This window comes from Aquitalea aquatica, assembly GCF_013911085.1.
Classification (GTDB): Bacteria; Pseudomonadota; Gammaproteobacteria; order Burkholderiales; family Chromobacteriaceae; genus Aquitalea; species Aquitalea aquatica.
The window spans coordinates 55,739-78,553 of record NZ_JACERN010000018.1 but is presented as its reverse complement, the minus strand read 5'-3'; the positions used below and the strand labels follow the sequence as shown (position 1 = coordinate 78,553).

The following is a 22,815-nucleotide window of genomic DNA, read 5'->3' as shown; positions in this document are numbered from 1 at the left end:
TACCGACATTTCAGGACCTACCCAGATGCCAGATAAAAACATGCGATTCCTCGTTGTGGACGATTTCTCGACCATGAGAAGAATTGTTCGCAACCTGCTGAAAGAGTTGGGGTTCACCAACGTAGATGAAGCCGAAGACGGCCAGGTTGCCTTGCACAAGCTTAAAACACAGCATTTCGACTTTATTGTTTCCGACTGGAACATGCCGAACATGACCGGCATCGAGTTGCTGAAAGCAGTACGCGCCGACCAGCAGATCAAGCATCTGCCATTCATGATGATTACTGCTGAAGCCAAGCGGGAAAACATCATTGAAGCAGCCATGGCTGGTGCCAGCGGCTACATCGTGAAACCGTTCACGGCCGCAACGCTGGAAGAAAAGATGAACAAGATCTTCCAGACCATGAACAAGTAAAACGAATAAACATAGCAAATAAACTTGCCTAGTCAGCACTGAGGAGAGGCTATCGTGCCGGATCACATTCTGGAAAGTGGAGATTCACCGGATCTCGAAGCATTGTTTGACAGCATTGCCAGTCAGCAACAGCAAAAAGAACCAGAAGCAGTCTCGACGACATCGGCTGGGGCGGTCACCACGGCAGGTAGCAACGAAATCAGTACGGCAGTCATGTACGAACAGATTGGCCAGCTGACACGCAAGATGCACGACGCGCTACGTGATCTGGGCTACGACAAGTCACTGGAAAAAGTGGCGGATGCCATTCCCGATGCCAAAGACAGGCTGAGCTATATTGCCTCACTGACGGAAAGTGCCGCAGAACGGGTGCTTAATGCCACTGATCTGGCCAAGCCCTACCAGGATGACCTGGAAAGCCGTGCCAAACTGCTGTCGGAACGCTGGAACTTGCTCTACGCCAACCAGCTCTCCACGGCCGAATTCAAGAACCTTGCCGAGGACACCCGTCAGTACCTCGGCCATGTTCCGAAACAGACCCAAGCCACCAATACCCAGTTACTGGAAATCGTGATGGCACAAGACTTTCAGGACCTTACCGGCCAAGTCATCAAGAAAATGATGGATATGGTGCATATACTGGAAACGGAACTGGTCGCCTTCCTGATCGAATTCTCTCCGGATTCGAAGAAGGCCGAGCTGGACAATAATCTGCTGAATGGACCGGTGGTCAATCCAGAAGGCAGAACGGACGTGGTGTCCAGCCAGCAGCAGGTTGATGACCTGCTGGAAAGCCTGGGCTTCTAAACAAAAAGCGGTGAACGTGTTAGCGGCATAAGCGGGGTGAGAAAATGAGCGATTTTGGCGGCATGGAAGAACTGCTACAAGACTTCCTGATGGAGTCTACCGATCTGCTGTCCGATGTGGACAACAAACTGGTGGAGCTGGAAAAACGTCCTGAAGACAAGGCATTGCTGAATGACATTTTCCGGGGCTTTCATACCATCAAGGGCGGGGCTGGCTTTCTAAACGTGGGTCCGATGGTGAATTTGTGCCATCGCACCGAAAACCTGTTCGATAAGCTGCGCAACGGTGAACTGCACATCACGCCGGAAGTCATGGACGTGATTCTGGACGCAACCGGTATTGTGCGCGACATGTTCGGCACTCTGGGCCAAGGCCTGATGGTGGCCGATGCCGATGCCGATGTACTCAATGCACTGGATGCCGTACTGGCCGGTGAAATGCCCGGCAAGGCAGAAGCCCCTGCCCCTGCCCCGGCTCCTGCCGCGGTAGCGCCGGCCCCGGTAGCGCAAGCTGTGGCCAGCCCGGCTCCGGTAGCCGCAGCAGCCACAGATGGCCCAGACTGGAATGCCCTGCATCAGGCCATCGTGCCGCAGGCTACTCCGGCAGCAGCACCGGCAGCACCTGTTGCAGCCATTGCCACCGCACCGGTTCAGGAATTGCTGCCCGTGGCAGAACATATTCCGGCAGCCAAACCCGCCAGCAAGGCTGTTGCCAATAAGCAGCCCAGCAGTGCCGGCAACAGCAGTGGCCCGCAGGAAAATACTATCCGTATTGATACGGTACGCCTGGACATGGTACTGAACCTGTCCGGTGAAATCGGCCTGACCAAAAACCGCCTGACCACCCTGCGCACGGAAATCCTGCAGGGCAATCGCGACGGCAACACCCTGCGCTCGCTGGACGAAGCCATCAGCCAGCTCGACCTGCTGGTGGGCGATCTGCAAAACGCGGTGATGAAAACGCGCATGCAGCCTATCGGCCGCCTGTTCCAGAAATATCCGCGTCTGGCACGTGACCTGGCCCGTCAACTGGGCAAGGAAGTGGAACTGGTGCTGTCCGGCGAAGAAACCGAGCTGGACAAGACCATGATCGAAGATCTGAACGATCCTTTGGTCCACTTGGTACGCAACGCCGTCGATCATGGTGTGGAGTCGCCGGAAGAACGCATTGCCGCCGGCAAGAAGCCGCAATCGCTGATCCAGCTGACTGCCGAGCAGGTGGGTGATCACATCCAGATCGAAATCACCGACGATGGCAAGGGCATGAATCCGGATGCCCTGCGTCGCAAGGCTATCGAAAAGGGCCTGATTGATCAGGAAACCGCCAACGGTCTGGATGAGAAACAGTGCCTGCAGCTCATTTTCATGCCGGGCTTCTCCACCAAGGACCAAATCTCCAGCGTCTCCGGCCGTGGTGTCGGCATGGACGTGGTGCGGACCAATATCCAGAAGCTAAACGGTCGCATTGATATCAACTCGCTGCCGGGTGAAGGCACCCGCATCAGCATCTCGCTGCCGCTGACACTGGCTATTCTGCCGGTACTGGTGGTCCGCGCCTGCAACCAGCCGTTTGCCGTTCCGCTGGCCATGGTACGCGAGATCATCACCATCGATCCGAACGCCATCCAGGAAGTATCCGGCAAGCCCACCATCGTGGTCCGCGACGAAATCCTGCCGCTGCGCACCCTTGCTGGCCTGCTGGGCTGGGAACCGACGCAGAAGCCCTACTTTGGCGTACTGATGCAGTCGGCTGAGAAGTCCTTCATTCTGGCCATCGACTCCTTTGTTGGTCGTGACGATGTTGTCATCAAGCCGTTGCAGAATATTCGTCCGAAGGGTGTGGCCGGTGCCACGCTGTCTGGCGACGGCTCGGTAGTACTGGTGCTGGACATGGAAGACCTGCTCAGCTCCAGCGATGGCACCAACGGCCAAGTCCGGACCTCGGAGTTGATCTCCGCATAAGAAAAACCAGAACTGGCAAGTTTCATGACCTCACAAAGCGCCTTCATTGGCCGACAACCGGTATTAAACCGTAACCAGCAGCTCATCGGGTATGAGCTGCTTTTTCGTGCAAGCGAGGAAGCCAACTCGGTAGGGCCCCACAGCGAGCTGCAGGCGGATACCCAAGTATTGGTCAACACCCTCAACAATATGGGTACCAGTTGGCTGATCGGTAACAAGCTGGCGTTTATCAATGTTGGTGAAGCCATGCTCACCAGCGACTTTCTGGAGCTGTTGCCACCACGCCGGGTGATTCTGGATATCGCCCCTGACATCAGCGCATCCAGTGAGCTGCTGTCGCGAGCGCGCCATCTGCGTTCGCTGGGTTTTGGCATCGCTTTGGATGACTTCTCGTTCGAGGCCCAGTCAGCCGCTTTTCTGGAGTTCGCCAACTACGTCAAGCTGGACATCCAGAACCGCAATACCAACCACTTCCAGGTGCTGGCTGCCCGCTTGCGCAGCTATCCGGTGATCCGCATCGCCGAACGGGTAGAAACCCATGAGCAATACCATCTGTGCAAAGAATTGGGCATGGATGGCTTTCAGGGCTACTACTTCGCCAAGCCGGAAACCCTGTCGGCACGGGTGATTCACCCCACCTTCAGCAATGCGCTGGAACTACTCAACCTGCTGCGCATGGACGCTGACCTGCGCCAGGTAGAACAGATCCTCAAGCGCGATGTGGCCCTGTCCTTCAAACTGCTGCGCTATGTCAATTCGGCCGCAGCTGGCCTGAACACCACCATCAGTTCCTTTTCACATGCAGTCACCGTACTGGGTTACAAAAAACTGTACCGCTGGCTGACCCTGCTGCTGGTCACGGCCTCCGATGATGGTCATGCCCCGCCGGCCTTGCAGAAAACCGCCGTGACGCGTGGTCGCCTGATGGAGCTACTGGGCGAGCAACTGGGGCTGAATCATGACGACTGCGACAATTTGTTCATTGTCGGCATGTTCAGTCTGCTGGATGTGCTATTCGACATGCCCATGCCCAATATTCTGGAACACTTGCAATTGCCGGTGCCCCTGATCGAAGCCCTGTCGGAACGCAAGGGCCAGATGGGTGCGCTGCTGCAACTGACCTGCAGCTGCGAAGATGGCCAGTTGACCGGAGTAGTCGAACAGTCAGCCCAGTTGAAGCTGAATGCAGACCAGCTCAATCAGGCCCACGTCGCCGCACTCGCATGGGTCGAGGATCTGGGCTTATAATTGCCAGCCCTTCAGCCGGTTCCGACCCCCTCGATGAAACTGTTAGCCATTGATACCTCCAGCAGTTATTTGTCCCTGGCCCTCAGCCTGGATGGCGAGATGTACGCCTTTCATGAGGAAATGGGACAAAAACACGCAGAACGGACACTGCCGGAAATCGACAGCCTGCTACAACAGGCAGGCATCAAACTCGCAGCGCTCGACGCCATCGTCTTCGGGCAGGGGCCAGGTTCGTTTACCGGTCTGCGCATTGCTTGCGGCCTGGCACAAGGACTGGCTTTTTCAGCAGGGCTGCCAGTCATCGGCATTCCCACACTGGATGCCGTCGCCCAGCAAAGCGAAGCCGACCAGTTGCTGGTCTGCCTGGATGCGCGCATGCAGCAAGTGTATTGCGCGGTCTACCAAACCGGCCCGCACTGGCAACGCAAGGGACCGATCACCCTGCAAGACCCCCAGGCCGTGGTCTTACCCGACGGAATCAGCCAGGTAGCAGGCGATGGTTTTGAAAACTACCCTACGCTACTGGCTGGGCAACGCGAGCTAATCCGCCATAGCGGCGTGCTGCGTGCCGATGCCCGCGCCCACATCGCGCTGGCACAGAGCGGCCGCTACCCCATGCAACACCCGCGCGAGGCCGAGCTGCTGTATGTTCGCAACAAAGTAGCACTGACCTCGATCGAACAGCAGGCACTAAAGGGATGAGCAGCGTCCGTCGCTACCACCCATCCTCGGCCGGTGACCTGGCCACAATGGAGGCCGCCGCAACACAGCATGGCTGGAGCGCAGGTAATTATCAGGACTCCATCAGCGCCGGCCACCCGTTTTACTGCCTGGATCAGCAAGAGATCGGCTTTGCCGTGGTGATGCCGGTACTGGATGAAGCCGAATTGCTGAACATTGTTATCGCCGCGCCGCAGCAGGGACGTGGCCTGGGCCGACAACTACTGAACGGCCTGATGCAGGATCTGAAGCAACAGGGCTGTCTGCGGCTATTTCTGGAAGTGCGCGCCAGCAATATCCCGGCGCGGGCACTCTATCAGCGCTGTGGCTTTCGTGAATCCGGCCTGCGCAAAAATTACTACCCCGGCCAGGATGGCCAACGCGAACACGCCATCCTGATGGAGGCAAGCCTGTGAACCGCAGCAGCTTTATCCAGCAGGCCATCGGCCTTGGCCCGCAATGGCAGGCCCGCAGCGGCTGGTTTGAACAGCATCCAGCCGAACTGGACAGGCAAGCCATACAATTGGCACAGCAGCAAGCCAGCCTGCCGCCGCTTACTGATGCGCCGCCCTCTCCCCCGACCTTGGCCGAGGATCACCTACCCGCCCCGGCCATGGTGACAAGCGCAGCGGCGGTGGCTAGTACCGCGGCTTCTGCCTCAGCGCCCCCCCAGGTAACTGACCGCCCGGAGCAGCCACTGACATCGCCCCAGCCACAGGTGGAGCTGGGCTGGGAACAGCTGGAACACGCTGTGGCAAACTGCCAAAACTGCCAGCTCTGCCACACTCGCACCCAGACTGTATTTGGCCGCGGTAATCCGCAGGCCCGCTGGATGCTGATCGGCGAGGCGCCCGGTGAGCAAGAGGACAGGCAAGGCCAGCCCTTCGTCGGCAAGGCCGGCCAGCTGCTGGACAATATGCTGGCCGCCGCCGGGCTGGACCGTGAAAACGATGTCTATATCGCCAATGTGCTGAAATGCCGGCCACCAGGCAATCGCAACCCCAATCCGGAAGAAATCCTGGCGTGCAGCAGCTATCTGCAACAGCAGATCCGCCATGTACAACCCACCCTGATCCTGGCGCTGGGCCGCTTTGCCGTGCAAACCCTGCTGCAGACCGAGCAAAGCATAGGCAAGCTGCGTGGTCAGCTACACCAGTATCAGGGCATTCCACTGATTGCCACCTATCACCCGGCCTATCTGCTACGCAACCTGCCGGACAAGGCCAAAGCCTGGCAAGATATGGTGCTGGCCAAACAACACTTTAGCCGCCTCAGCAGTTAGTTGCGCCTTCAGGCCATGTAGCATCAGCCATAGACCCCCTGTAACCAGCGCCGATAGATCGCATCGGCCTGGTTGTGGCTCTGTGGCATTCCCTCTTCCAGAGAAGCGGCAATCTGCGCCACCGACATGACACTGGGCAGGTCATGCGCATTGATCTCCTGATAACCCACCTGCAACCACTGCCGGATCATTTCAACCTTCACCTCGCAATGAAACTGCATGCCCAGGTGCCGACCGTCGTACAGATAGGCCTGATTGCGACAATAAGCACTGCTGGCGAGCAAACTTGCCCCCTGCGGCAAGTCGAAACTGTCGCTATGCCACTGAAAAACACGCAAGGACGAGCGCTCGCCAAACCACTCCGCCGCCGCTACTCCCGACTCGGATTGCAGATCGATCCAGCCGATTTCCGGAATCTCCGCCTTGCGGACGTGTGCACCTAGCGCCCGTGCCAGCAACTGGCCACCCAGACAATGCCCAATTACCGGCACATCGGCAGCCACCGCTCGCCGTAAAAAATCGATCTCTGGCAGAATCCAGCCATGCTCTGCCTCGTCATTGACGCTCATTGGGCCACCAAACGTGGCAATACCAGCATAGGCCGTCACATCCTCGGGTAGCGCATCCCCGGCATAGACCTTGAAAATGCACGAAGGTATAGCCTGGCGGTTCAGATAATCGAGAAAATACTCCGGTCCATCCAGCGATACATGCTGAATAATGGCGATGGGCTTCACATCGTCTCCTCATGCTCACCTTGCACACAACCGGTAGAAAGTGATCACAAAAAAATGAAAAAAGCCAATATAGATGAATTTACAGCGACGATGAATTGATAATTGATCAAATTACCAAGAGACCAGCAGAAGTGAGCCGTGGAAACAACATCATGAACCAGTGCACGACAGGCAATAAAAAACCCTTCTCCGTGCACCAGAGAAGGGCTCTTGAACGTTACCGAAAAACAAGCTTACTTCAGCTTGGTTTCCTTGTAGATAACGTGTTTACGGGCAACGGGATCAAATTTTTTGATCTCCATTTTTTCCGGCATCGTGCGCTTGTTCTTCGTAGTGGTATAGAAGTGGCCAGTGCCGGCGGTGGATTCAAGCTTGATTTTATCGCGCATTGTATAACCTATCTGTCGCTATCTAGTTGACCGCTTAGATCTCGCCACGAGCGCGCAGATCTGCCAGCACTACATCGATACCAACTTTATCGATAGTACGCAGTGCAGCGTTGGATACGCGCAGGCGCACCCAGCGGTTTTCGCTTTCTACCCAGAACTTGCGGTACTGCAAGTTCGGCAGGAAACGACGTTTCGTCTTGTTGTTGGCGTGGGAAACATTGTTCCCGGTCATCGGACGTTTGCCGGTGACTTTGCAAACACGCGCCATGTTAACACTCCCAAAACCGGTAAAAGCTGGCTTTATACCATGAAAAAAGCCAGCGATTCAAGCATGATGCGCACTTTCCGTAGAAAGCACGATCTCGTATATGAAACAGTCGGGGCGGATTGTAACGGAATTACCACAAACACGCGAGTGCAACATGCAATTGCCCGAGGCAAGTGTTGCATTCATTGTTGCAACAAGCGGTGCCATGGCGGTTCAAATCCAAGCGATTTCAGGTTAAAATCCCGGATTCCCATAGAGCCGTAATTCCATGACCAAGTATATCTTCGTAACCGGCGGTGTGGTGTCTTCCCTCGGGAAGGGCATTGCCGCTGCGTCCATTGCTGCCATTCTTGAGTCGCGCGGGCTGAAAGTCACCATGCTGAAGCTCGACCCGTACATCAACGTCGATCCGGGTACCATGAGCCCCTTCCAGCACGGTGAAGTATTCGTGACGGAAGACGGCGCAGAGACCGACCTTGACCTTGGCCACTATGAGCGCTTCATCCAGTCCAAGATGAAGAAGAGCAACAACTTTACCACCGGTCAGGTTTACGAGTCGGTCATCACCAAGGAACGCCGTGGCGATTACCTGGGTGGCACCGTTCAGGTCATTCCGCACATTACCGACGAAATCAAGCACAAGGTGCATGAGGGTGCCGGCGACGCCGACGTGGCCATCGTCGAAATCGGCGGCACCGTGGGTGATATCGAATCCCTGCCCTTCCTGGAAGCCATCCGCCAGTTGCGCTCCAACCTGGGCCGCAAGAACACCATGTATGTGCATCTGTCTTACGTGCCGTTCATTGCCACCGCCGGCGAAATCAAGACCAAGCCGACCCAGCACTCGGTGAAGGAACTGCGCGAAATCGGTATCCAGCCGGACATCCTGCTATGCCGCATGGACCGCGAACTGCCGGCCGATGAAAAGCGCAAGATCGCGCTGTTCTGTAATGTGGAAGAAAACGCCGTCATCGGTTGCTACGATTCCGACTCCATCTACAAGGTACCGGCGATGCTGCACGAGCAAGGCATCGACGACATCATTACCGAACACATGCAGCTGGATATTCCGCCGGCCGATCTGTCGGTATGGGCGCGCATCATCGACGCCATCGAGCATCCGGAACAATCGGTCAATATCGCCATGGTCGGCAAATACGTCGATCTGACTGAATCCTACAAATCGCTGTCCGAAGCGCTGAAACACGCGGGCATCCACACTCGTTCGGCCGTCAACATCATCTATGTCGACTCCGAAGACATCGAGCGCGACGGTGCCGAATCGCTGAAAGACATGGATGCCATCCTGGTACCGGGCGGCTTTGGCAAGCGCGGCGTGGAAGGTAAGGTCAAGGCGGTGAAATTTGCCCGTGAGAACAATATCCCCTACATGGGTATCTGTCTGGGCATGCAGATCGCGCTAATCGAATACGCGCGTGACGTGGCTGGTCTGGCCGGAGCCAACTCCACCGAATTCGACCTCGACACCGATTACCCGGTGGTCGCCCTGATCGACGAATGGGTCAATCACGACGGCAAGATCGAAAAGCGTGACGAAAACTCCAATCTGGGCGGTACCATGCGCCTGGGTGGTCAGCACTGTGATCTGGTTGATGGTTCGCTGGCTGCGCGCGTTTACGGCGCCACCGATATTGTCGAGCGCCACCGCCACCGCTACGAAGTCAACAACTACTACGTACAGCGCCTGGAAGCTGCCGGCCTGACCATTTCCGGCCGTTCCGCCGGTCATGAAAAGCTGGTGGAAACCATCGAACTGAAAGACCACCGCTGGTTCTTTGCCTGCCAGTTCCACCCGGAATTCACCTCTACCCCGCGCGATGGCCACCCGCTGTTCAAGGCCTATGTGCAGGCAGCTATCGACTACAAGGCTGAAAAGCAAGGGAAATAAGCATGAAACTGTGCGGATTCGAAGTCGGCCTCAACCAGCCCCTGTTCCTGATCGCCGGCCCCTGCGTGATCGAAAGCGAACAGATGGCGCTGGACACTGCCGGTCAGCTGAAGGAAATCACCAGCGCACTGGGCATCAACTTCATCTACAAGTCGAGCTACGACAAGGCCAACCGTTCTTCCGGCACCTCGTTTCGCGGCTTTGGCATCGATGAAGGCCTGCGCATCCTGGACGAAGTAAAACGCCAGATCGGCGTCCCCGTCTTGACCGATGTACACGCTGAGAGTGAAATCGCCCAGGTTGCCAGCGTGGTGGATGTGCTGCAAACCCCGGCGTTCCTGTGTCGCCAGACCGACTTCATCCGTGCAGTTGCGCAATGCGGCAAACCGGTAAACATCAAGAAGGGCCAGTTCCTGGCACCGGGCGACATGAAGAATGTCATCGACAAAGCCCGCGCCGCTGCCCTGGAAGCCGGCCTACCGGAAGACAGCTTCATGAGCTGCGAACGTGGCGTGTCTTTTGGTTATAACAACCTGGTATCCGACATGCGCTCGCTGATGATCATGCGCGAAACTGGTTGTCCGGTCGTTTACGATGCCACCCACTCGGTACAACTGCCAGGTGGACAAGGCAGCTCTTCCGGCGGACAGCGCGAATTCGTGCCGGTACTGGCGCGCGCCGCCGTCGCTGCGGGCATTGCCGGCATCTTCATGGAAACCCACCCCAACCCGGCATGTGCCATGTCCGACGGCCCCAATGCCTGGCCGCTGAGCCGCATGAAGGAACTGCTGGCCACGCTGCAGCAACTGGACAGCCTGGTCAAGCAAAGTGCCTGGCCGGAACACTCGCTGTAATACGTTTTCGTTCCATTTGTGGTAACAAGTTTTCTGCGGCCAGCCGTCTGAAGAGGGCTGGCCGGTGGTGATACGGTTAACCTAGCAAAGCAACTGAAGGGGACAAGTATGAGTTCGATCATTGACGTAGTGGCCCGCGAGATTCTCGATTCTCGCGGCAATCCCACCGTTGAAGCCGATGTACTGCTGGAATCTGGTGTCATGGGCCGCGCAGCTGTTCCCAGCGGCGCCTCCACCGGCGAAAAAGAAGCACTGGAACTGCGTGACGGCGACAAGAGCCGCTACCTGGGCAAAGGTGTACTGAAAGCCGTAGAAAACATCAATACTGAAATCTGCGAAGCCATTATCGGCCTAGATGCTGCCGACCAGGCCTTCATCGACAAGACCCTGATCGAACTGGACGGTACCGAAACCAAGTCCCGCCTGGGCGCCAATGCCATGCTGGCTGTTTCCATGGCCGTGGCTCGCGCAGCCGCCGAAGACGCCGGCCTGCCGCTGTACCGCTATCTGGGTGGTGCCGGCCCGATGGCCCTGCCGCTGCCGATGATGAACGTGATCAATGGTGGCGCTCACGCCAACAACACCCTGGACATCCAGGAATTCATGATCATGCCGGTTGGCGCACAAACCTTCCGCGAAGCACTGCGCTGCGGCGCGGAGATCTTCCACAGCCTGAAAAAACTGTGCGACAACAAGGGCTACGCCACCACCGTGGGTGACGAAGGCGGTTTCGCCCCCAATCTGGCCAGCCATGAAGATGCCATCAAGCTGATTCTGGAAGCCATCGATGCTGCCGGTTACGTAGCAGGCCAGGACGTGATGCTGGCGCTGGACTGTGCCTCTTCCGAGTTCTACAAGGATGGCAAGTACCACCTGACCGCCGAAGGCCTGCAACTGTCCTCCGAGCAGTTTGCCGACTACCTGGAAACCCTGGTCAACAACTACCCGATCATTTCCATCGAAGATGGCATGAGCGAACACGACTGGGACGGCTGGAAGATCCTGACCGACCGTCTGGGCAAGCGCATCCAACTGGTTGGTGACGATGTCTTCGTCACCAACCCGAAAATCCTGGCCAAGGGCATCGAAGTCGGCATCTGCAACTCGCTGCTGGTGAAGGTGAATCAGATCGGCACCCTGTCCGAAACCCTGAAAGCAGTTGATCTGGCCAAGCGCTCCGGCTATACCAGCGTGATGAGCCACCGCTCCGGCGAAACCGAGGACAGCACCATTGCCGACCTCGCCGTGGCCACCAACTGCATGCAGATCAAGACCGGCTCACTGTCGCGTTCGGATCGTATGGCCAAGTACAACCAGCTGCTGCGTATCGAAGAAGAGCTGGGTGATGCTGCCTACTATCCGGGCCGTGCCGCCTTTTACCACCTGAAATAAGCTGAACTATGCGCTGGCTGACCTTGACTCTGGTAACCCTGCTGATCGCCTTGCAATGGCCCTTGTGGTTTGGCAAGGGGAGCTGGCTCAGGGTCTGGCAGCTGGACAAGCAATTGCAAGAACAGCGGGCTGTCACGCAAAAGCTGATAGCCCGCAACGCTGCACTGGATGCCGAAGTACGTGATCTGAAGCAAGGAACTGACGCGATTGAGGAGAGAGCGCGGAATGAACTTGGTATGATCCGCAATGGTGAGGTATTTTTTCAATTACTGGATCCGGCCGCCTCTGCAAAACATTGACTAAGCCCATCCAAACCTTCACCCTCCTAGACTAAAAATAATTATGGCTGGCTTCAAAACTTCCAGGGTTTGGTCAATGACAACACAGAATCCGATTGAGGTTGCACGCGAAACGCTCAAACAACTGAGCATGCGCAAATTGCTGCCAACACCGGAAAATTTCGAGCGCGTCTACCACGAGCTCACGCAAACCCCGATCGAGCGCGACAACAAGCTGGGCACCCAGTTGCTGCGGGCTCTGGAAACCATTCCCGCTGAATCCCCGCAGACCAAGACTTCCCTGCTGCGCATCAAACAAGCCACCGACGAGTCCCGCTGGGAACAACTACCGCAGCTGGCCATTGATTTTCTGCGACTAGCACTGACCGAGAGTAATCTGACCCAAACCTGGGGCAGCCTGATACAAAGCCTGATCCGCAGTTGGGATCTGCGCCTGCCCGACCTGCCACAGCATCACAAACAGGCAGCGCTGGAACGGGTTCTGATCAATTACGGCAATCAGCCTGAAGAACTCAATACCAAACTGTCGGCACTGGTCAAAAACTGGAGCGCCCCAGCCAGTCAGCGCGAAGCACTCATCATTCCGGATGACCCGGCAAGTGTCGACAGCACTATTTCCACGGTGGCCGGCCAGGACAATAGCAGCTGGCCGCTGTGGCAACGGACGCTGGCCTTTGCCCTCAAGCACGGGCTGGAGCCGCGCCTGATCAGCATGCCGGACATGGTGGAATCGCTGGAAGCACTGATCCGTGAGCTGAATCAGGTCTGCGACGATGCCAGCCTCAATGTCTACATGCCCAAGCTGCGCGGCTTCATGATTAAGCTGGAACTGCAGACCCAGCAGGAAGGCCGCCTGGTTTCCGGACTCACCAATCTGCTGCGCCTGTTGCTGGACAATGTGGCCGAGATCAACCGCTCGGATGATTATCTGGTCGGCCAGGTTCATTCGCTGCAGGAAGTGCTGTCGCACCAGCCGCTGTCGATGCAACAGGTATACCAGCTGGAAACCAGCCTGAAGGAAGTCATCCGCAAGCAGGGCATGCTGAAAAGCACGCTGGACGAAGCCACCAGCTCCTTGCGCACCCTGCTGGACCGCTTCATCTCGCGCCTGGCGCTGATGACCGACACGACTGACGACTTCCACAGCAAGATCAGCAAACATAGCGAAAAATTGAAGCAAACCAGCAATGTCGAAGAGCTGAGCGGCATCATCGGTTCGCTGATGGAAGACACCTCGCTGATGCAGCTGGACCTGACCCGTTCGCGCGACGAACTCTTGTCCGCCCGCGAGCAGGTAGAAGCCGCCGAACAACGTATCAACGAGCTGGAAAACGCACTGGAAGCCGCCAGCGCCAAGGTCAAGGAAGACCAGCTGACCGGTGCCTACAACCGCCGCGGCCTAGCCGAACATTTCCAGCGCGAGATCAGCCGTGCCGAGCGCACCAGCAGCGACCTGAGCGTCGCCTTGATCGACGTCGACAATTTCAAACAGCTTAACGACCGCTATGGCCACCTGACTGGCGATGACGCGCTGAAGTATCTGGTGGACGTGATCAAGCACAATCTGCGTCCGGCCGACATCGTCGCCCGCTTTGGCGGTGAAGAATTTGTCCTGCTGATGCCAGACACCCCGGTAGATGAAGCCATCGATACCGTGCAGCGACTGCAACGCGAGCTGACCCGTACTTTCTTCATGGCCAATAACGACCGGCTGGTCATCACCTTCAGTGCCGGCGTGGCCAAATGGCATCTGGGCGAACAGGACATCGAAGTGATCGAACGTGCGGACCAAGCCATGTATCAGGCCAAGATCAGCGGCAAGAACCGCGTCATTTCGGCCGAGCCCGACCGCATCATCTGAGTCACGCAGTCAACACACAAAAAAACCGGGGAGCTGCCCCGGTTTTTTCATTCTGCGCTGCCGCCCTTGCTCATCCCCTTGCCGGCCTCGGCCCGTTGCCGCCGTACCGCCTTGGGGTCAGCCTGCAAGGGGCGGTAAATCTCCACCCTGTCCCCCTCGCGCAGCACCGTATCCGGCTTGATGGCCTTACTGAAAATACCCAGTTTGAGCGCCGCCGCATCGATGATGGGAAACTGCGCCAGAATGCCGGACTGCCGCACCGCCTGCTCCGCCGTCGTCCCCAACGCCACCTGCAGCGCCATGATGCGCTGCCGTTGCGGCAAGGCACAGGCGACCTCTACCCGAATCTGCTCAGTCATCGCCATATACCTTGTCGGCATGCTTGATAAAGGCATCCACCAGCGTGCCGGAAATATGGCCGAACACCGGTCCGATTACCTTTTCCAGCAGCTTGCTGGAAAACTCGTAGCGCAGGGTGAACTCCACCTTGCAGCCGAAATCACCCAGCGGGGTAAATTGCCACAGGCCCTGCAAGTGCTGAAAGGGCCCCTCCACCAGCTCCATCAGGATGCTTTCGCCATCACGCAAGGTATTGCGGGTGGTGAAATGCTGGCGAATCTTCAGGTAATCAATATGCAGGCTGGCCACCTGCTGATCACCCTCGCGCGCATGCTCTTCCGCCTTGGCGCACCAGGGCAGGAAACGCGGGTAATTTTCCACCTTGTCGACCAGGGCAAACATCTGCGCCGGGGTATGCGCAACCAGGACTTTCTTTTCTACAACCTGCATGGGGAAGCCGCACATTGTGCAAAATGATTCAAGCTGGCAAGTTTACCAAAAGCTGCCCCGGCTGTCCGTGCCTGTCCCGCAGCTGATTTCAAGCTGCTGATTTTCAGGAATTTTGGCCTGGACGCAGCTTCTGGTAGAATGGCGGATTCCCTTTTAAAGCCACGGAAATCTCAGGCTCATGAGCATCATCCAGAACCGCAAAGCCTTCCATGATTATTTCATCGAGGAAGAACTCGAGGCCGGGCTTGTGCTGGAAGGGTGGGAAGTCAAGGCCATACGCGCCGGACGCGTCCAGCTCAAGGAAAGCTATATCGACTGGAAAAACGGCGCTTTCTGGCTGATTGGCTGCCACATCACCGCTCTGCAATCGGCCTCCACCCATGTCAAGCCAGACCCGGTACGCCCACGTAAGCTGCTGATGTCCCAGTCCCAAATGAACCGCTTCATCGGCAAGGTGGAACGCGCTGGCTACACCATGATGGCGCTGGACCTGCACTACAGCAAAGGCAATATCAAGGCCCAGGTTGGCCTGGCCAAGGGCAAGAAGCTGCACGACAAGCGCGACACGGAAAAAGACCGTGAATGGCAGCGTGAAAAGCAGCGTTTCATGAAGAACCAGCGAGGTGGCGAATGAAAAAGAGCGCCGCCCTACCCATTGCACTGATCTGCCTGGGTTCGGTGTGGTTTCTCAAGAGCACCGCCCTGCTACCGGATACCTCCACTCTGCTTTCCCTGCTACTGGCAGCTGCAGGGTGTCTATTATTGATCATCGACGGCTTCAACAAATCCACCCTGGTCAGCAGCCCGCTGCTGGTCTACGCCGGTGCGGCCATCTACCTGCGCGACAATATGGGCCTGCAATTCAGCCACCTATTGTCGCTGGGCATGGTGGTGATGGGCTTGTTGATGCTGCTGGCACGTAGTGACCGCATTCCGGAGCGCAGCCTGCGCTGGCGCTCCATGCTGGAAGACCAGGACAAATCCTGATCCGGCGCACCATTTACCCATTGAACGACAGGCCCTCGGGCCAACGGAACCTTTCAAGGACAGGCATGGACAAGATCCTCATTCTCGACTTCGGCTCTCAAGTTACCCAGTTGATTGCCCGCCGCGTACGCGAAGCTCACGTCTACTGTGAGCTTCATTCGTTTGACATGCCGATTGAAGAAATCCGTGCATTCGGCCCCAAGGCCATCATTCTGTCAGGCGGCCCCAACTCGGTGTACGAATCCGACTACCAAGCCGATCCGGCCCTGTTCGAACTGGGCGTTCCGGTACTGGGCATCTGCTACGGCATGCAGTTCATGGCGCAAAGCCTGGGCGGCAAGGTGGAAGCCGGTGACACGCGCGAATTCGGCTACGCCCAGATCCAGGCCCGCCATCACTCCAAGCTGCTGGAAGGCCTGCAAGACCACATCGACGATGCCGGCAACGGTTTCCTGGACGTGTGGATGAGCCACGGCGACAAGGTCACCGCCCTGCCCGCCGGCTTCCATGTCATCGCCGAAACCCCGTCCTGCCCCATCGCCGCCATGGCCGATGAAGACCGCGGCTACTACGGCGTACAGTTCCACCCGGAAGTGACCCACACCAAGCGCGGCACCGAAATGATCCATCGTTTCGTGCTGCACGTGGCGGGTGCCATTCCCAGCTGGACCATGCCCAACTACATCGACGAAGCGATCAAGAAAATCCGTGACCAGGTAGGCGATGAAGAAGTCATCCTCGGCCTGTCCGGCGGCGTGGACAGCTCGGTTGCTGCCGCCCTGATCCATCGCGCCATCGGCCCGCAACTGACCTGCGTCTTTGTTGACCACGGCCTGCTGCGCCTGAACGAAGGCAAGATGGTGATGGAAATGTTTGCGCAGAACCTGGGTGTGAAAGTCATCCACGTGGATGCCACCGAACAGTTCATGGGCAAGCTGGCCGGCGAAACCGACCCGGAAAAGAAACGCAAGATCATTGGCGGCGAATTCGTCGAAGTGTTCCAGGCCGAATCCAACAAGCTGACCAATGCCAAGTGGCTGGCCCAGGGCACCATCTACCCGGACGTGATCGAGTCCGCAGGTGCCAAGACCAAAAAGGCCCACACCATCAAGAGCCACCACAATGTGGGCGGCCTGCCGGAAGACATGAACCTCAAGCTGCTGGAACCGCTGCGCGAGCTGTTCAAGGATGAAGTGCGCCAACTGGGCGTGGCACTCGGCCTGCCGCACGACATGGTGTACCGCCACCCCTTCCCGGGCCCGGGCCTGGGCGTGCGTATCCTGGGTGAAGTCAAAATGGAATACGCCGACCTGCTGCGCCAGGCTGACGCCATCTTCATCGAAGAACTGCGCAATACCGTGGACGAGAAAACCGGCAAGAACTGGTACGACCTCACCAGCCAGGCCTTTGCCGTGTTCCTGCCAGTGAAATCGGTTGGTGTGATGGGCGATGGTCGCACTTACGACTACGTGGTCGCCCTGCGTGCCGTGGTCACCAGCGACTTCATGACCGCCCACTGGGCCGAACTGCCCTACGCACTGCTGGGCCGCGCCTCCAACCGCATCATCAACGAAGTGCGCGGCATCAACCGCGTGGTTTACGATGTGTCGGGCAAACCGCCGGCAACGATTGAGTGGGAATGATAAGCTGTTGATTTACAAATGATATAAAAACACATCACTGCAATCAAAGGGCCTGCTAGCAAACAGGCCCTTTTTACATTTCGATTATCCAGACCGGCGAAAATGATTAAAAGGTCAGACTTGAGGCATCATGGGTAAAATACCGGGGGATGTCGCAAGCTACTTGGACAAATTTTGGACGATATGCTTGCTATCCAAGGCCCGGGAAACTGGGCTTTTCTTTGTCCCACGGCACCCACAGTAGTTGTTCAATGGGCACAGCAGCATAGCCCCCTTCGCCCCTTCTCTGTTGCAGCTGCGGAATTGTCGGCAGCAGATTAAGCACGGCGATCGTCGGTTCCCTGCCATGCTGCATCCATCTGGCAAGGCTGCGTTGTTGCACTACAGCAAATGTTTGACCGTGAGCATTTGACGTACCCCATCCCGACTGTTACGGTCAACAGGCATACGCGGGAGATGGGAACCATTCTTTTAGCATGGTGGTCCGATACAGTTTACCCGCCTCAACTTTAGCCAAGGAGATCGCTATGTCCGATGCCGCACTCAATCAGGAAAAAGAACAACTACTGGAAGATGTACGCCAGGTTTTGTCCAGTACCGAAGATTTGCTTGGTGCCGCCAGCGATGAAGGCGGAGAAAAGGGACGTGAGTTGCGCAAGCGCCTGGGCGAGAACATCAAGCTGGCCAAAGCCCGTTTGCTGGAAGCCGAGAAAGTTGTGGTCGGCAAGGCCAAGGTAGCCGCTCGGGCAACCGATGACTATGTACATGAAAACCCGTGGAAATCGATCGGTATCGCCGCCGGCGTGGGCTTTCTGCTCGGCATGCTGGTTTCGCGCCGCTAAGGCGGATTGACTGAATGAGCGATTCCCCACGCCAGACATCTCGCCCAGGCAGCATTCGCTCGCTGATGGGCGGGGTGTTTTCCTTGCTGCTGACTCGCTTTGAGCTTTTCCTGCTTGAAGCTGAAGAGCACAAGGACAATCTGCTGTTCAGCCTGCTACTTGGCGGGCTGGCGCTGATTCTGTTGCTGATTGGCCTCTTGTGCGCACTACTATTGCTGCTGGTGCTGACCCCGGCCGACTATCGCCCTGCGCTGCTGTCCTGCCTCACTTTAGTCAGTGTATTAGGGGGGCTGGGGTTGCTGTGGCAACTGAAGCAACGTGCCTATCGTAGCCGCGCCCCCTTTGCCGATACGGTCGCAGAAGTCCGCAAAGACTGGGACAGCCTGAGCGGGAGGCGCTGAGATGTCACCACAAGATCGTGCGCTGAAAAAACAATTGCTGCTGATGAAAGGCGAAGTGCTACGCGTGAAGCTGAAGCTGGAAATCGACAGCTTGCGTCAACGCCCGCTTGGCTTGGCCAGCGAGGGCTTCAAGGCTTTCTCGAGCAGCAGCGCGCTGGGAAAACTGGTCAACACGCTGGCCGCCATTCTCCCTTCGGAATCGCTGCGCCAATGGTTGCGCCGGGCATCCCGGGTATTTCTGCTCTGGAAGCTGGCCAGCAAGTTCTGGCCATCCCGGTGATAAACCAAGCGGCGACAGCCGCTTTTTATTTGGCTGGTTTCAGGACTGAACACTACCGCTAGCACTGTCAGCACTACCCGCACTGACCTCTGCCCCGCTGAACTGGACTGCGATGGTGCTTTCGCCACTATCACTGTTGTCGCCACCATTGAGCATGTGATCAATAGCGGCCATGTCCTTGTCACTCGATTCGAGCAATTTTTTCAGGCCATCATCCGATTGTATTTGCTGGCTGCGCTGCTTTAGCCACTGCTGAATCGACTTGATACTGCTGAGCATGATTTGCAGCTCGAGATTCCCCTTCAAGGCCGCGCTATTACCGCTCCCTGCCATACTGTCGGCGATGAGAGCACTGCCAAGCTGCTGCTTGCTGTCGCTACCAGAATCTGCCGCAGCGGTGCCAGCCGGCGTCTCTTGACTGACAGCACCTACATTGGCATCGTCGCTGACTTGTGCTGACTGGCCATCAGCACTGTCCGTTGTCGTACTCTCCGCGCCGGAGGATCCACTCGTGGTCACAGTCAGCGCCATGCTCTGTTGCGCGTCATTGCCTGTGGCACTGGCTACCATCTGACGCAGCTCTGAAGTAATCTGCTTGAGCTGCATGGCAATGGAGCGCAACCCGCCCTTATCCTTGCCCACTAACATCATCATCTGGCGCAGATTCTTGATGCGCTCTTTCAGCGCCTCCATACGGCTGCCATCGAGCTGTTGCGCCTGACTTGACTGGCGGCGGGCCGCAGATCGGCTGCTCAGGCTGGCTTGTTGCTGCTGCCACTGATTCAAAGCAAGCTGGAGCGATTGATTGACTGCCTGCTTGCCGCTATTTGGCAAGGCGGCGGGCAGAACCGCAGCGGCTGATCCTGCCTGGGTGGCCATGACGTTGGCGGACTTGCTGGCTGCAGGCGAGTTACTGCTGCGTAGCACAGTCTGGTTGAGAAAATGGGGGGAAAACTGAATCTGGCTCATACCGGCAGCTACCAAGTCGCTATCTTCATGTGAATCTATCGGCATTGTCGGCGACTTCTTTAAAGCAACGCTACAAGCCTGGCGAGCAATACCGGTAAAATGCCAGTTCCTTGGACTGTACGCATACACTCAATGCCCTCTTCTTCTACCGACCTGTTAGGCACGCCGCCCCTGCCACCTGCAGCGGTGCAATGGCTACGCGACATGGGTATTGCCAGCCGGGAGCAACTACAGCAACAGGGCAGTGCAACAACCTTTCTGCTCCTGAAAGCAGCCGGCCATACCGTCACCACGCGCCTGCTGTTCGCTCTGGAAGCAGCGGCGCGCGGCGTGCACTGGTCGCAGCTGAGTGATGCCGACAAGCTGGATTTACGCCAGCAACTGGCTACACACCCGCCGGTGTCGCTGCCTCCGGCAGCTACTGACATCGAGCGCTTCATGCAGCAGGCCATGCTGCAAGCCGAGCTGGCGGCAGGACAAGGCGAAGTACCAGTGGGAGCGGTGGTGGTGAAAGACGGCCAGATCATCGGCCGCGGTTTCAACCAGCCGCTGGGCAGTTGCGATCCAACGGCCCATGCCGAAATCCAGGCGCTGCGTGCGGCGGCTCGGCATGAGGGTAATTACCGACTGGACGGTTGCGACCTGTATGTCACACTGGAGCCTTGCGCCATGTGCAGCGGTGCCATTTTGCATGCGCGCTTGGCGCGGGTGATATTTGGGGCCTACGAAGCCAAAACCGGCACGGCTGGCAGCGTGACCGATCTGTTTGCGCTACGGCAATTGAATCATCACACCGCAGTATGGGGTGGACAGTTGGCCGAACCATGTGCGGCCCAGTTGGCCGCCTTCTTCCGCCAACGCCGGTCACAGGAGCCCTAGCATGTACAGACTGTCGTGGAGCATGATTCTGCTGTGCGGCCTGCTGGCCTTACCCCACGTTGCGGCGGCGGGGGCAGCAGAGGATGCCGCCAGTTTTGTCCTGCAGACGGAGCAGGCGTGGCCCATTCAACCCACCCGCGCCAATCAACGTCATTATGGTCAGCCATGGATTCTGGTCGGCATCCACAGCCAGTCACTCAGCCTGTTTGACGAGTGGGGCCGGCAACAGCAGCACTATATAGCCTCCACCGCCAAGCGAGGCGCTGGCGAACAGGTTAACAGCTACCAGACCCCGCGTGGCTGGCACCATGTGTGCGACAAGCTGGGGGCCGGTGCGGAAGAAAACACCATCATTTTTCGCCGTCGGGTCACTCCGTGGAAGTACACGACCGAATTGCATCAGCAATACCCCGACAAGGACTGGATCCTCACCCGCATCCTGTGGCTGTGCGGTGATGAGCCGGGCAAAAACCAGGGTGGCAATGTCGACAGCTATGACCGTGCCATCTACATTCACGGGGCTGGCGATCATGTGGCCTGGGGCAACCCGACTTCGCTGGGTTGCGTACGAATGAAAAACCCGGACATTATCCAGCTGTTTGAGCAAACGCCAAACGGCATCGACGTTTTGATAGACGAGAACTCCTGACCACCATGCACCCCGCTCTTAACCTGACCACGCCAGCGCTGCTGTTCCCCGCCATTTCCCTGCTGCTACTGGCCTATACCAATCGTTTCCTCGGCCTGGCCAGCATCATCCGTAATCTGTATACCGATTACAAGGAAGAGCAAAATCCCAAGATCCTGCTGCAAATCGGCAATCTGCGTACCCGCATCCAGCTCATCAAGTGGATGCAGTTTCTGGGTATCGGCAGCCTGTTCCTGTGCACCATGGCCATGTTCCAGATCTATACCGGCTGGCAGCAACTGGGTGAGCTGTCTTTCGGCATCAGCCTGCTGATGATGATTGCCTCGCTGGCTACATCGCTGTGGGAGCTGGTGCGCTCATCCGACGCCCTGAATATCCTGCTGTCAGATCTGGAAGCCGAATCACACCGCCAGCAGTATTAAGCGCCTCCGCCCCATCATAAAAAAAACCGGCCTGGCCGGTTTTTTTGTTCAATCTGCCTTGCGCCCGGCAATGATATGCAAGGGCATGCTGACACGGCGCACGATGGTTGGATCGCCCCAGCCACGCGCCAGACGCTGACGGGCATCATTCAGCACATGATTGCCCAGGCTTTGCTCGCACAGTTTGGTCGCCGACCAGGTATGCAGATAGCCCAGCAACTGCTCGAAATTCCAATCCATCATGATCTGACATTGCGGCGTTTCCAGCAGCGGCAACGGCAGTCCGACATCACGATAGCCATCCCACAGCAACTGGCTGCAACTGGACCAGAACGGCTCGATGACGGCGCGGAAAAAGCGCATGGCGTCGTCTACCTGCGGATTGACATGAAACCAGTCATAGCCCCAGGCGGCAAATACCCCGCCGGGCTTGAGCGTCCGTTGTACATGAGGCCAGAAACGGGGGAGGTCAAACCAGTGCAGGGACTGCGCCACTGTCACCAGATCGAACACCGCATCGCCAAACGGCGGATGCTCCACCGCACACTCCAGGTACATGATATTGCCGACGGGCTCAGCCGCCTGCAGTTGGCTGTGATTGATGTCGCAGGCATCAACCCGGGCGAAGCTACGGGACAACTCTACCGCGGCCAATCCCGTGCCAGTAGCACAATCCCAGGCACGCTCATGCCCGGCCACCACCGCATTCAGCCAGCGAAACAAGCTATCCGGATAGCGTGGTCGGTAGCGTGCGTACTGGTCGGACTGCAGATCAAATGTGGCAATGGCACGCATATCCATGATGGGGCTCA

At 57.4% G+C, this 22,815-nt stretch carries 28 protein-coding genes; 21 read left to right on the top strand and 7 right to left on the bottom strand.

Annotation, left to right across the window (positions count from 1 at the left end; genetic code table 11):
- Nucleotides 1–25 precede the first annotated feature (25 nt).
- The 7 genes from cheY to H2Z84_RS05750 are packed head-to-tail and all read left to right on the top strand — an operon-like array spanning nucleotide 26 to nucleotide 6,433.
- Nucleotides 26–415, top strand: coding sequence for a chemotaxis response regulator CheY (gene cheY, locus H2Z84_RS05780; RefSeq protein WP_082693990.1), 390 nt, complete (start codon nucleotides 26–28; stop codon nucleotides 413–415).
- 54 nt (nucleotides 416–469) lie between these two features.
- Nucleotides 470–1,222: a protein phosphatase CheZ gene (gene cheZ, locus H2Z84_RS05775; RefSeq protein WP_181835134.1), complete on the top strand. Its 753-nt coding sequence runs from the start codon at nucleotides 470–472 to the stop codon at nucleotides 1,220–1,222.
- Between the two features lie 44 nt (nucleotides 1,223–1,266).
- Complete coding sequence (locus H2Z84_RS05770; protein ID WP_181835133.1) at nucleotides 1,267–3,183, top strand: chemotaxis protein CheA; 1,917 nt, start codon at nucleotides 1,267–1,269, stop codon at nucleotides 3,181–3,183.
- Nucleotides 3,184–3,207: 24 nt separating this feature from the next.
- Nucleotides 3,208–4,431 carry an EAL and HDOD domain-containing protein gene (locus tag H2Z84_RS05765; RefSeq protein WP_181835132.1) on the top strand — a complete coding sequence of 408 codons (1,224 nt, stop codon included), beginning with the start codon at nucleotides 3,208–3,210 and terminating at the stop codon, nucleotides 4,429–4,431.
- A 33-nt stretch (nucleotides 4,432–4,464) separates the two neighbouring features.
- The gene (tsaB, locus tag H2Z84_RS05760; RefSeq protein WP_181835131.1) at nucleotides 4,465–5,133 is read left to right on the top strand and encodes a tRNA (adenosine(37)-N6)-threonylcarbamoyltransferase complex dimerization subunit type 1 TsaB; all 669 of its coding nucleotides are present in this window, start codon (nucleotides 4,465–4,467) and stop codon (nucleotides 5,131–5,133) included.
- The gene (rimI, locus tag H2Z84_RS05755; protein ID WP_181835130.1) at nucleotides 5,130–5,567 is read left to right on the top strand and encodes a ribosomal protein S18-alanine N-acetyltransferase; all 438 of its coding nucleotides are present in this window, start codon (nucleotides 5,130–5,132) and stop codon (nucleotides 5,565–5,567) included. The genes tsaB and rimI overlap by 4 nt, the downstream gene beginning before the upstream one ends.
- Nucleotides 5,564–6,433 carry a uracil-DNA glycosylase gene (locus H2Z84_RS05750; protein WP_181835129.1) on the top strand — a complete coding sequence of 290 codons (870 nt, stop codon included), beginning with the start codon at nucleotides 5,564–5,566 and terminating at the stop codon, nucleotides 6,431–6,433. The genes rimI and H2Z84_RS05750 overlap by 4 nt, the downstream gene beginning before the upstream one ends.
- Nucleotides 6,434–6,456: 23 nt before the next feature.
- Here H2Z84_RS05750 and H2Z84_RS05745 read toward each other — a convergent pair whose 3' ends face one another.
- The 3 genes from H2Z84_RS05745 to rpmB all read right to left on the bottom strand — a co-directional run bounded on the left by H2Z84_RS05745 (nucleotide 6,457) and on the right by rpmB (nucleotide 7,827).
- Nucleotides 6,457–7,170 (bottom strand): type 1 glutamine amidotransferase, encoded by a 714-nt coding sequence (locus tag H2Z84_RS05745; RefSeq protein WP_181835128.1) that lies wholly within the window; start codon nucleotides 7,168–7,170, stop codon nucleotides 6,457–6,459.
- Between the two features lie 233 nt (nucleotides 7,171–7,403).
- Nucleotides 7,404–7,559: a 50S ribosomal protein L33 gene (gene rpmG / locus H2Z84_RS05740; protein ID WP_028453358.1), complete on the bottom strand. Its 156-nt coding sequence runs from the start codon at nucleotides 7,557–7,559 to the stop codon at nucleotides 7,404–7,406.
- A 34-nt stretch (nucleotides 7,560–7,593) separates the two neighbouring features.
- Nucleotides 7,594–7,827 carry a 50S ribosomal protein L28 gene (rpmB, locus tag H2Z84_RS05735; protein WP_011137003.1) on the bottom strand — a complete coding sequence of 78 codons (234 nt, stop codon included), beginning with the start codon at nucleotides 7,825–7,827 and terminating at the stop codon, nucleotides 7,594–7,596.
- Between the two features lie 268 nt (nucleotides 7,828–8,095).
- Here rpmB and pyrG point away from each other — a divergent pair, with 268 nt between their 5' ends.
- The 5 genes from pyrG (at nucleotide 8,096) to H2Z84_RS05710 (ending at nucleotide 14,142) form a co-directional block, all read left to right on the top strand.
- On the top strand, nucleotides 8,096–9,736 hold the full coding sequence (gene pyrG / locus H2Z84_RS05730; protein WP_181835127.1) for a CTP synthase: 1,641 nt from the start codon (nucleotides 8,096–8,098) through the stop codon (nucleotides 9,734–9,736).
- A 2-nt stretch (nucleotides 9,737–9,738) separates the two neighbouring features.
- A complete protein-coding gene (gene kdsA / locus H2Z84_RS05725; RefSeq protein WP_181835126.1) occupies nucleotides 9,739–10,590 on the top strand; it encodes a 3-deoxy-8-phosphooctulonate synthase in 852 nt (283 codons plus the stop codon).
- A gap of 108 nt (nucleotides 10,591–10,698) precedes the next feature.
- Entirely contained in the window at nucleotides 10,699–11,982 is a 1,284-nt protein-coding gene (eno, locus tag H2Z84_RS05720; RefSeq protein ID WP_103525331.1) for a phosphopyruvate hydratase, read from the top strand.
- A gap of 8 nt (nucleotides 11,983–11,990) precedes the next feature.
- The gene (ftsB, locus tag H2Z84_RS05715; RefSeq protein ID WP_059284867.1) at nucleotides 11,991–12,281 is read left to right on the top strand and encodes a cell division protein FtsB; all 291 of its coding nucleotides are present in this window, start codon (nucleotides 11,991–11,993) and stop codon (nucleotides 12,279–12,281) included.
- A 76-nt stretch (nucleotides 12,282–12,357) separates the two neighbouring features.
- Nucleotides 12,358–14,142 carry a GGDEF domain-containing protein gene (locus H2Z84_RS05710; RefSeq protein ID WP_181835125.1) on the top strand — a complete coding sequence of 595 codons (1,785 nt, stop codon included), beginning with the start codon at nucleotides 12,358–12,360 and terminating at the stop codon, nucleotides 14,140–14,142.
- 47 nt (nucleotides 14,143–14,189) lie between these two features.
- Here H2Z84_RS05710 and H2Z84_RS05705 read toward each other — a convergent pair whose 3' ends face one another.
- Both H2Z84_RS05705 and H2Z84_RS05700 read right to left on the bottom strand, forming a co-directional pair.
- Nucleotides 14,190–14,501 carry an RnfH family protein gene (locus H2Z84_RS05705; RefSeq protein ID WP_181835124.1) on the bottom strand — a complete coding sequence of 104 codons (312 nt, stop codon included), beginning with the start codon at nucleotides 14,499–14,501 and terminating at the stop codon, nucleotides 14,190–14,192.
- Entirely contained in the window at nucleotides 14,494–14,931 is a 438-nt protein-coding gene (locus H2Z84_RS05700; RefSeq protein WP_103525393.1) for a type II toxin-antitoxin system RatA family toxin, read from the bottom strand. The genes H2Z84_RS05705 and H2Z84_RS05700 overlap by 8 nt, the downstream gene beginning before the upstream one ends.
- A gap of 178 nt (nucleotides 14,932–15,109) precedes the next feature.
- On the opposite strand from H2Z84_RS05700, the gene smpB reads away from it, so the two are divergent.
- From smpB to H2Z84_RS05670, 6 genes are all read left to right on the top strand, one after another.
- Nucleotides 15,110–15,565 (top strand): SsrA-binding protein SmpB, encoded by a 456-nt coding sequence (smpB, locus tag H2Z84_RS05695; protein WP_181835123.1) that lies wholly within the window; start codon nucleotides 15,110–15,112, stop codon nucleotides 15,563–15,565.
- Nucleotides 15,562–15,918 carry a hypothetical protein gene (locus tag H2Z84_RS05690; protein ID WP_181835122.1) on the top strand — a complete coding sequence of 119 codons (357 nt, stop codon included), beginning with the start codon at nucleotides 15,562–15,564 and terminating at the stop codon, nucleotides 15,916–15,918. Before smpB ends, H2Z84_RS05690 begins: the two co-directional genes overlap by 4 nt.
- A 65-nt stretch (nucleotides 15,919–15,983) precedes the next feature.
- The gene (guaA, locus tag H2Z84_RS05685) at nucleotides 15,984–17,561 is read left to right on the top strand and encodes a glutamine-hydrolyzing GMP synthase (protein WP_181835121.1); all 1,578 of its coding nucleotides are present in this window, start codon (nucleotides 15,984–15,986) and stop codon (nucleotides 17,559–17,561) included.
- A 527-nt stretch (nucleotides 17,562–18,088) separates the two neighbouring features.
- Nucleotides 18,089–18,403, top strand: a complete 315-nt coding sequence (locus H2Z84_RS05680; RefSeq protein ID WP_181835120.1) for an ElaB/YgaM/YqjD family protein — start codon at nucleotides 18,089–18,091, stop codon at nucleotides 18,401–18,403.
- A 14-nt stretch (nucleotides 18,404–18,417) separates the two neighbouring features.
- A complete protein-coding gene (locus H2Z84_RS05675) occupies nucleotides 18,418–18,804 on the top strand; it encodes a phage holin family protein (protein ID WP_181835119.1) in 387 nt (128 codons plus the stop codon).
- Nucleotide 18,805: 1 nt separating this feature from the next.
- A complete protein-coding gene (locus H2Z84_RS05670; protein ID WP_181835118.1) occupies nucleotides 18,806–19,084 on the top strand; it encodes a hypothetical protein in 279 nt (92 codons plus the stop codon).
- A gap of 39 nt (nucleotides 19,085–19,123) precedes the next feature.
- On the opposite strand, the gene H2Z84_RS05665 is transcribed toward H2Z84_RS05670, so the two are convergent.
- Entirely contained in the window at nucleotides 19,124–20,182 is a 1,059-nt protein-coding gene (locus tag H2Z84_RS05665) for a hypothetical protein (RefSeq protein WP_181835117.1), read from the bottom strand.
- A 3-nt stretch (nucleotides 20,183–20,185) separates the two neighbouring features.
- Here H2Z84_RS05665 and tadA point away from each other — a divergent pair, with 3 nt between their 5' ends.
- The 3 genes from tadA to H2Z84_RS05650 are packed head-to-tail and all read left to right on the top strand — an operon-like array spanning nucleotide 20,186 to nucleotide 22,003.
- A complete protein-coding gene (gene tadA, locus H2Z84_RS05660) occupies nucleotides 20,186–20,932 on the top strand; it encodes a tRNA adenosine(34) deaminase TadA (protein ID WP_181835116.1) in 747 nt (248 codons plus the stop codon).
- Nucleotide 20,933: 1 nt separating this feature from the next.
- Nucleotides 20,934–21,581 (top strand): L,D-transpeptidase, encoded by a 648-nt coding sequence (locus tag H2Z84_RS05655; RefSeq protein WP_181835115.1) that lies wholly within the window; start codon nucleotides 20,934–20,936, stop codon nucleotides 21,579–21,581.
- Between the two features lie 5 nt (nucleotides 21,582–21,586).
- Nucleotides 21,587–22,003 (top strand): DUF2721 domain-containing protein, encoded by a 417-nt coding sequence (locus H2Z84_RS05650; RefSeq protein ID WP_181835114.1) that lies wholly within the window; start codon nucleotides 21,587–21,589, stop codon nucleotides 22,001–22,003.
- 48 nt (nucleotides 22,004–22,051) lie between these two features.
- Here the strand turns inward: H2Z84_RS05650 and H2Z84_RS05645 are convergent, their stop codons facing one another.
- On the bottom strand, nucleotides 22,052–22,804 hold the full coding sequence (locus H2Z84_RS05645) for a class I SAM-dependent methyltransferase (RefSeq protein ID WP_181835113.1): 753 nt from the start codon (nucleotides 22,802–22,804) through the stop codon (nucleotides 22,052–22,054).
- Nucleotides 22,805–22,815 lie beyond the last annotated feature (11 nt).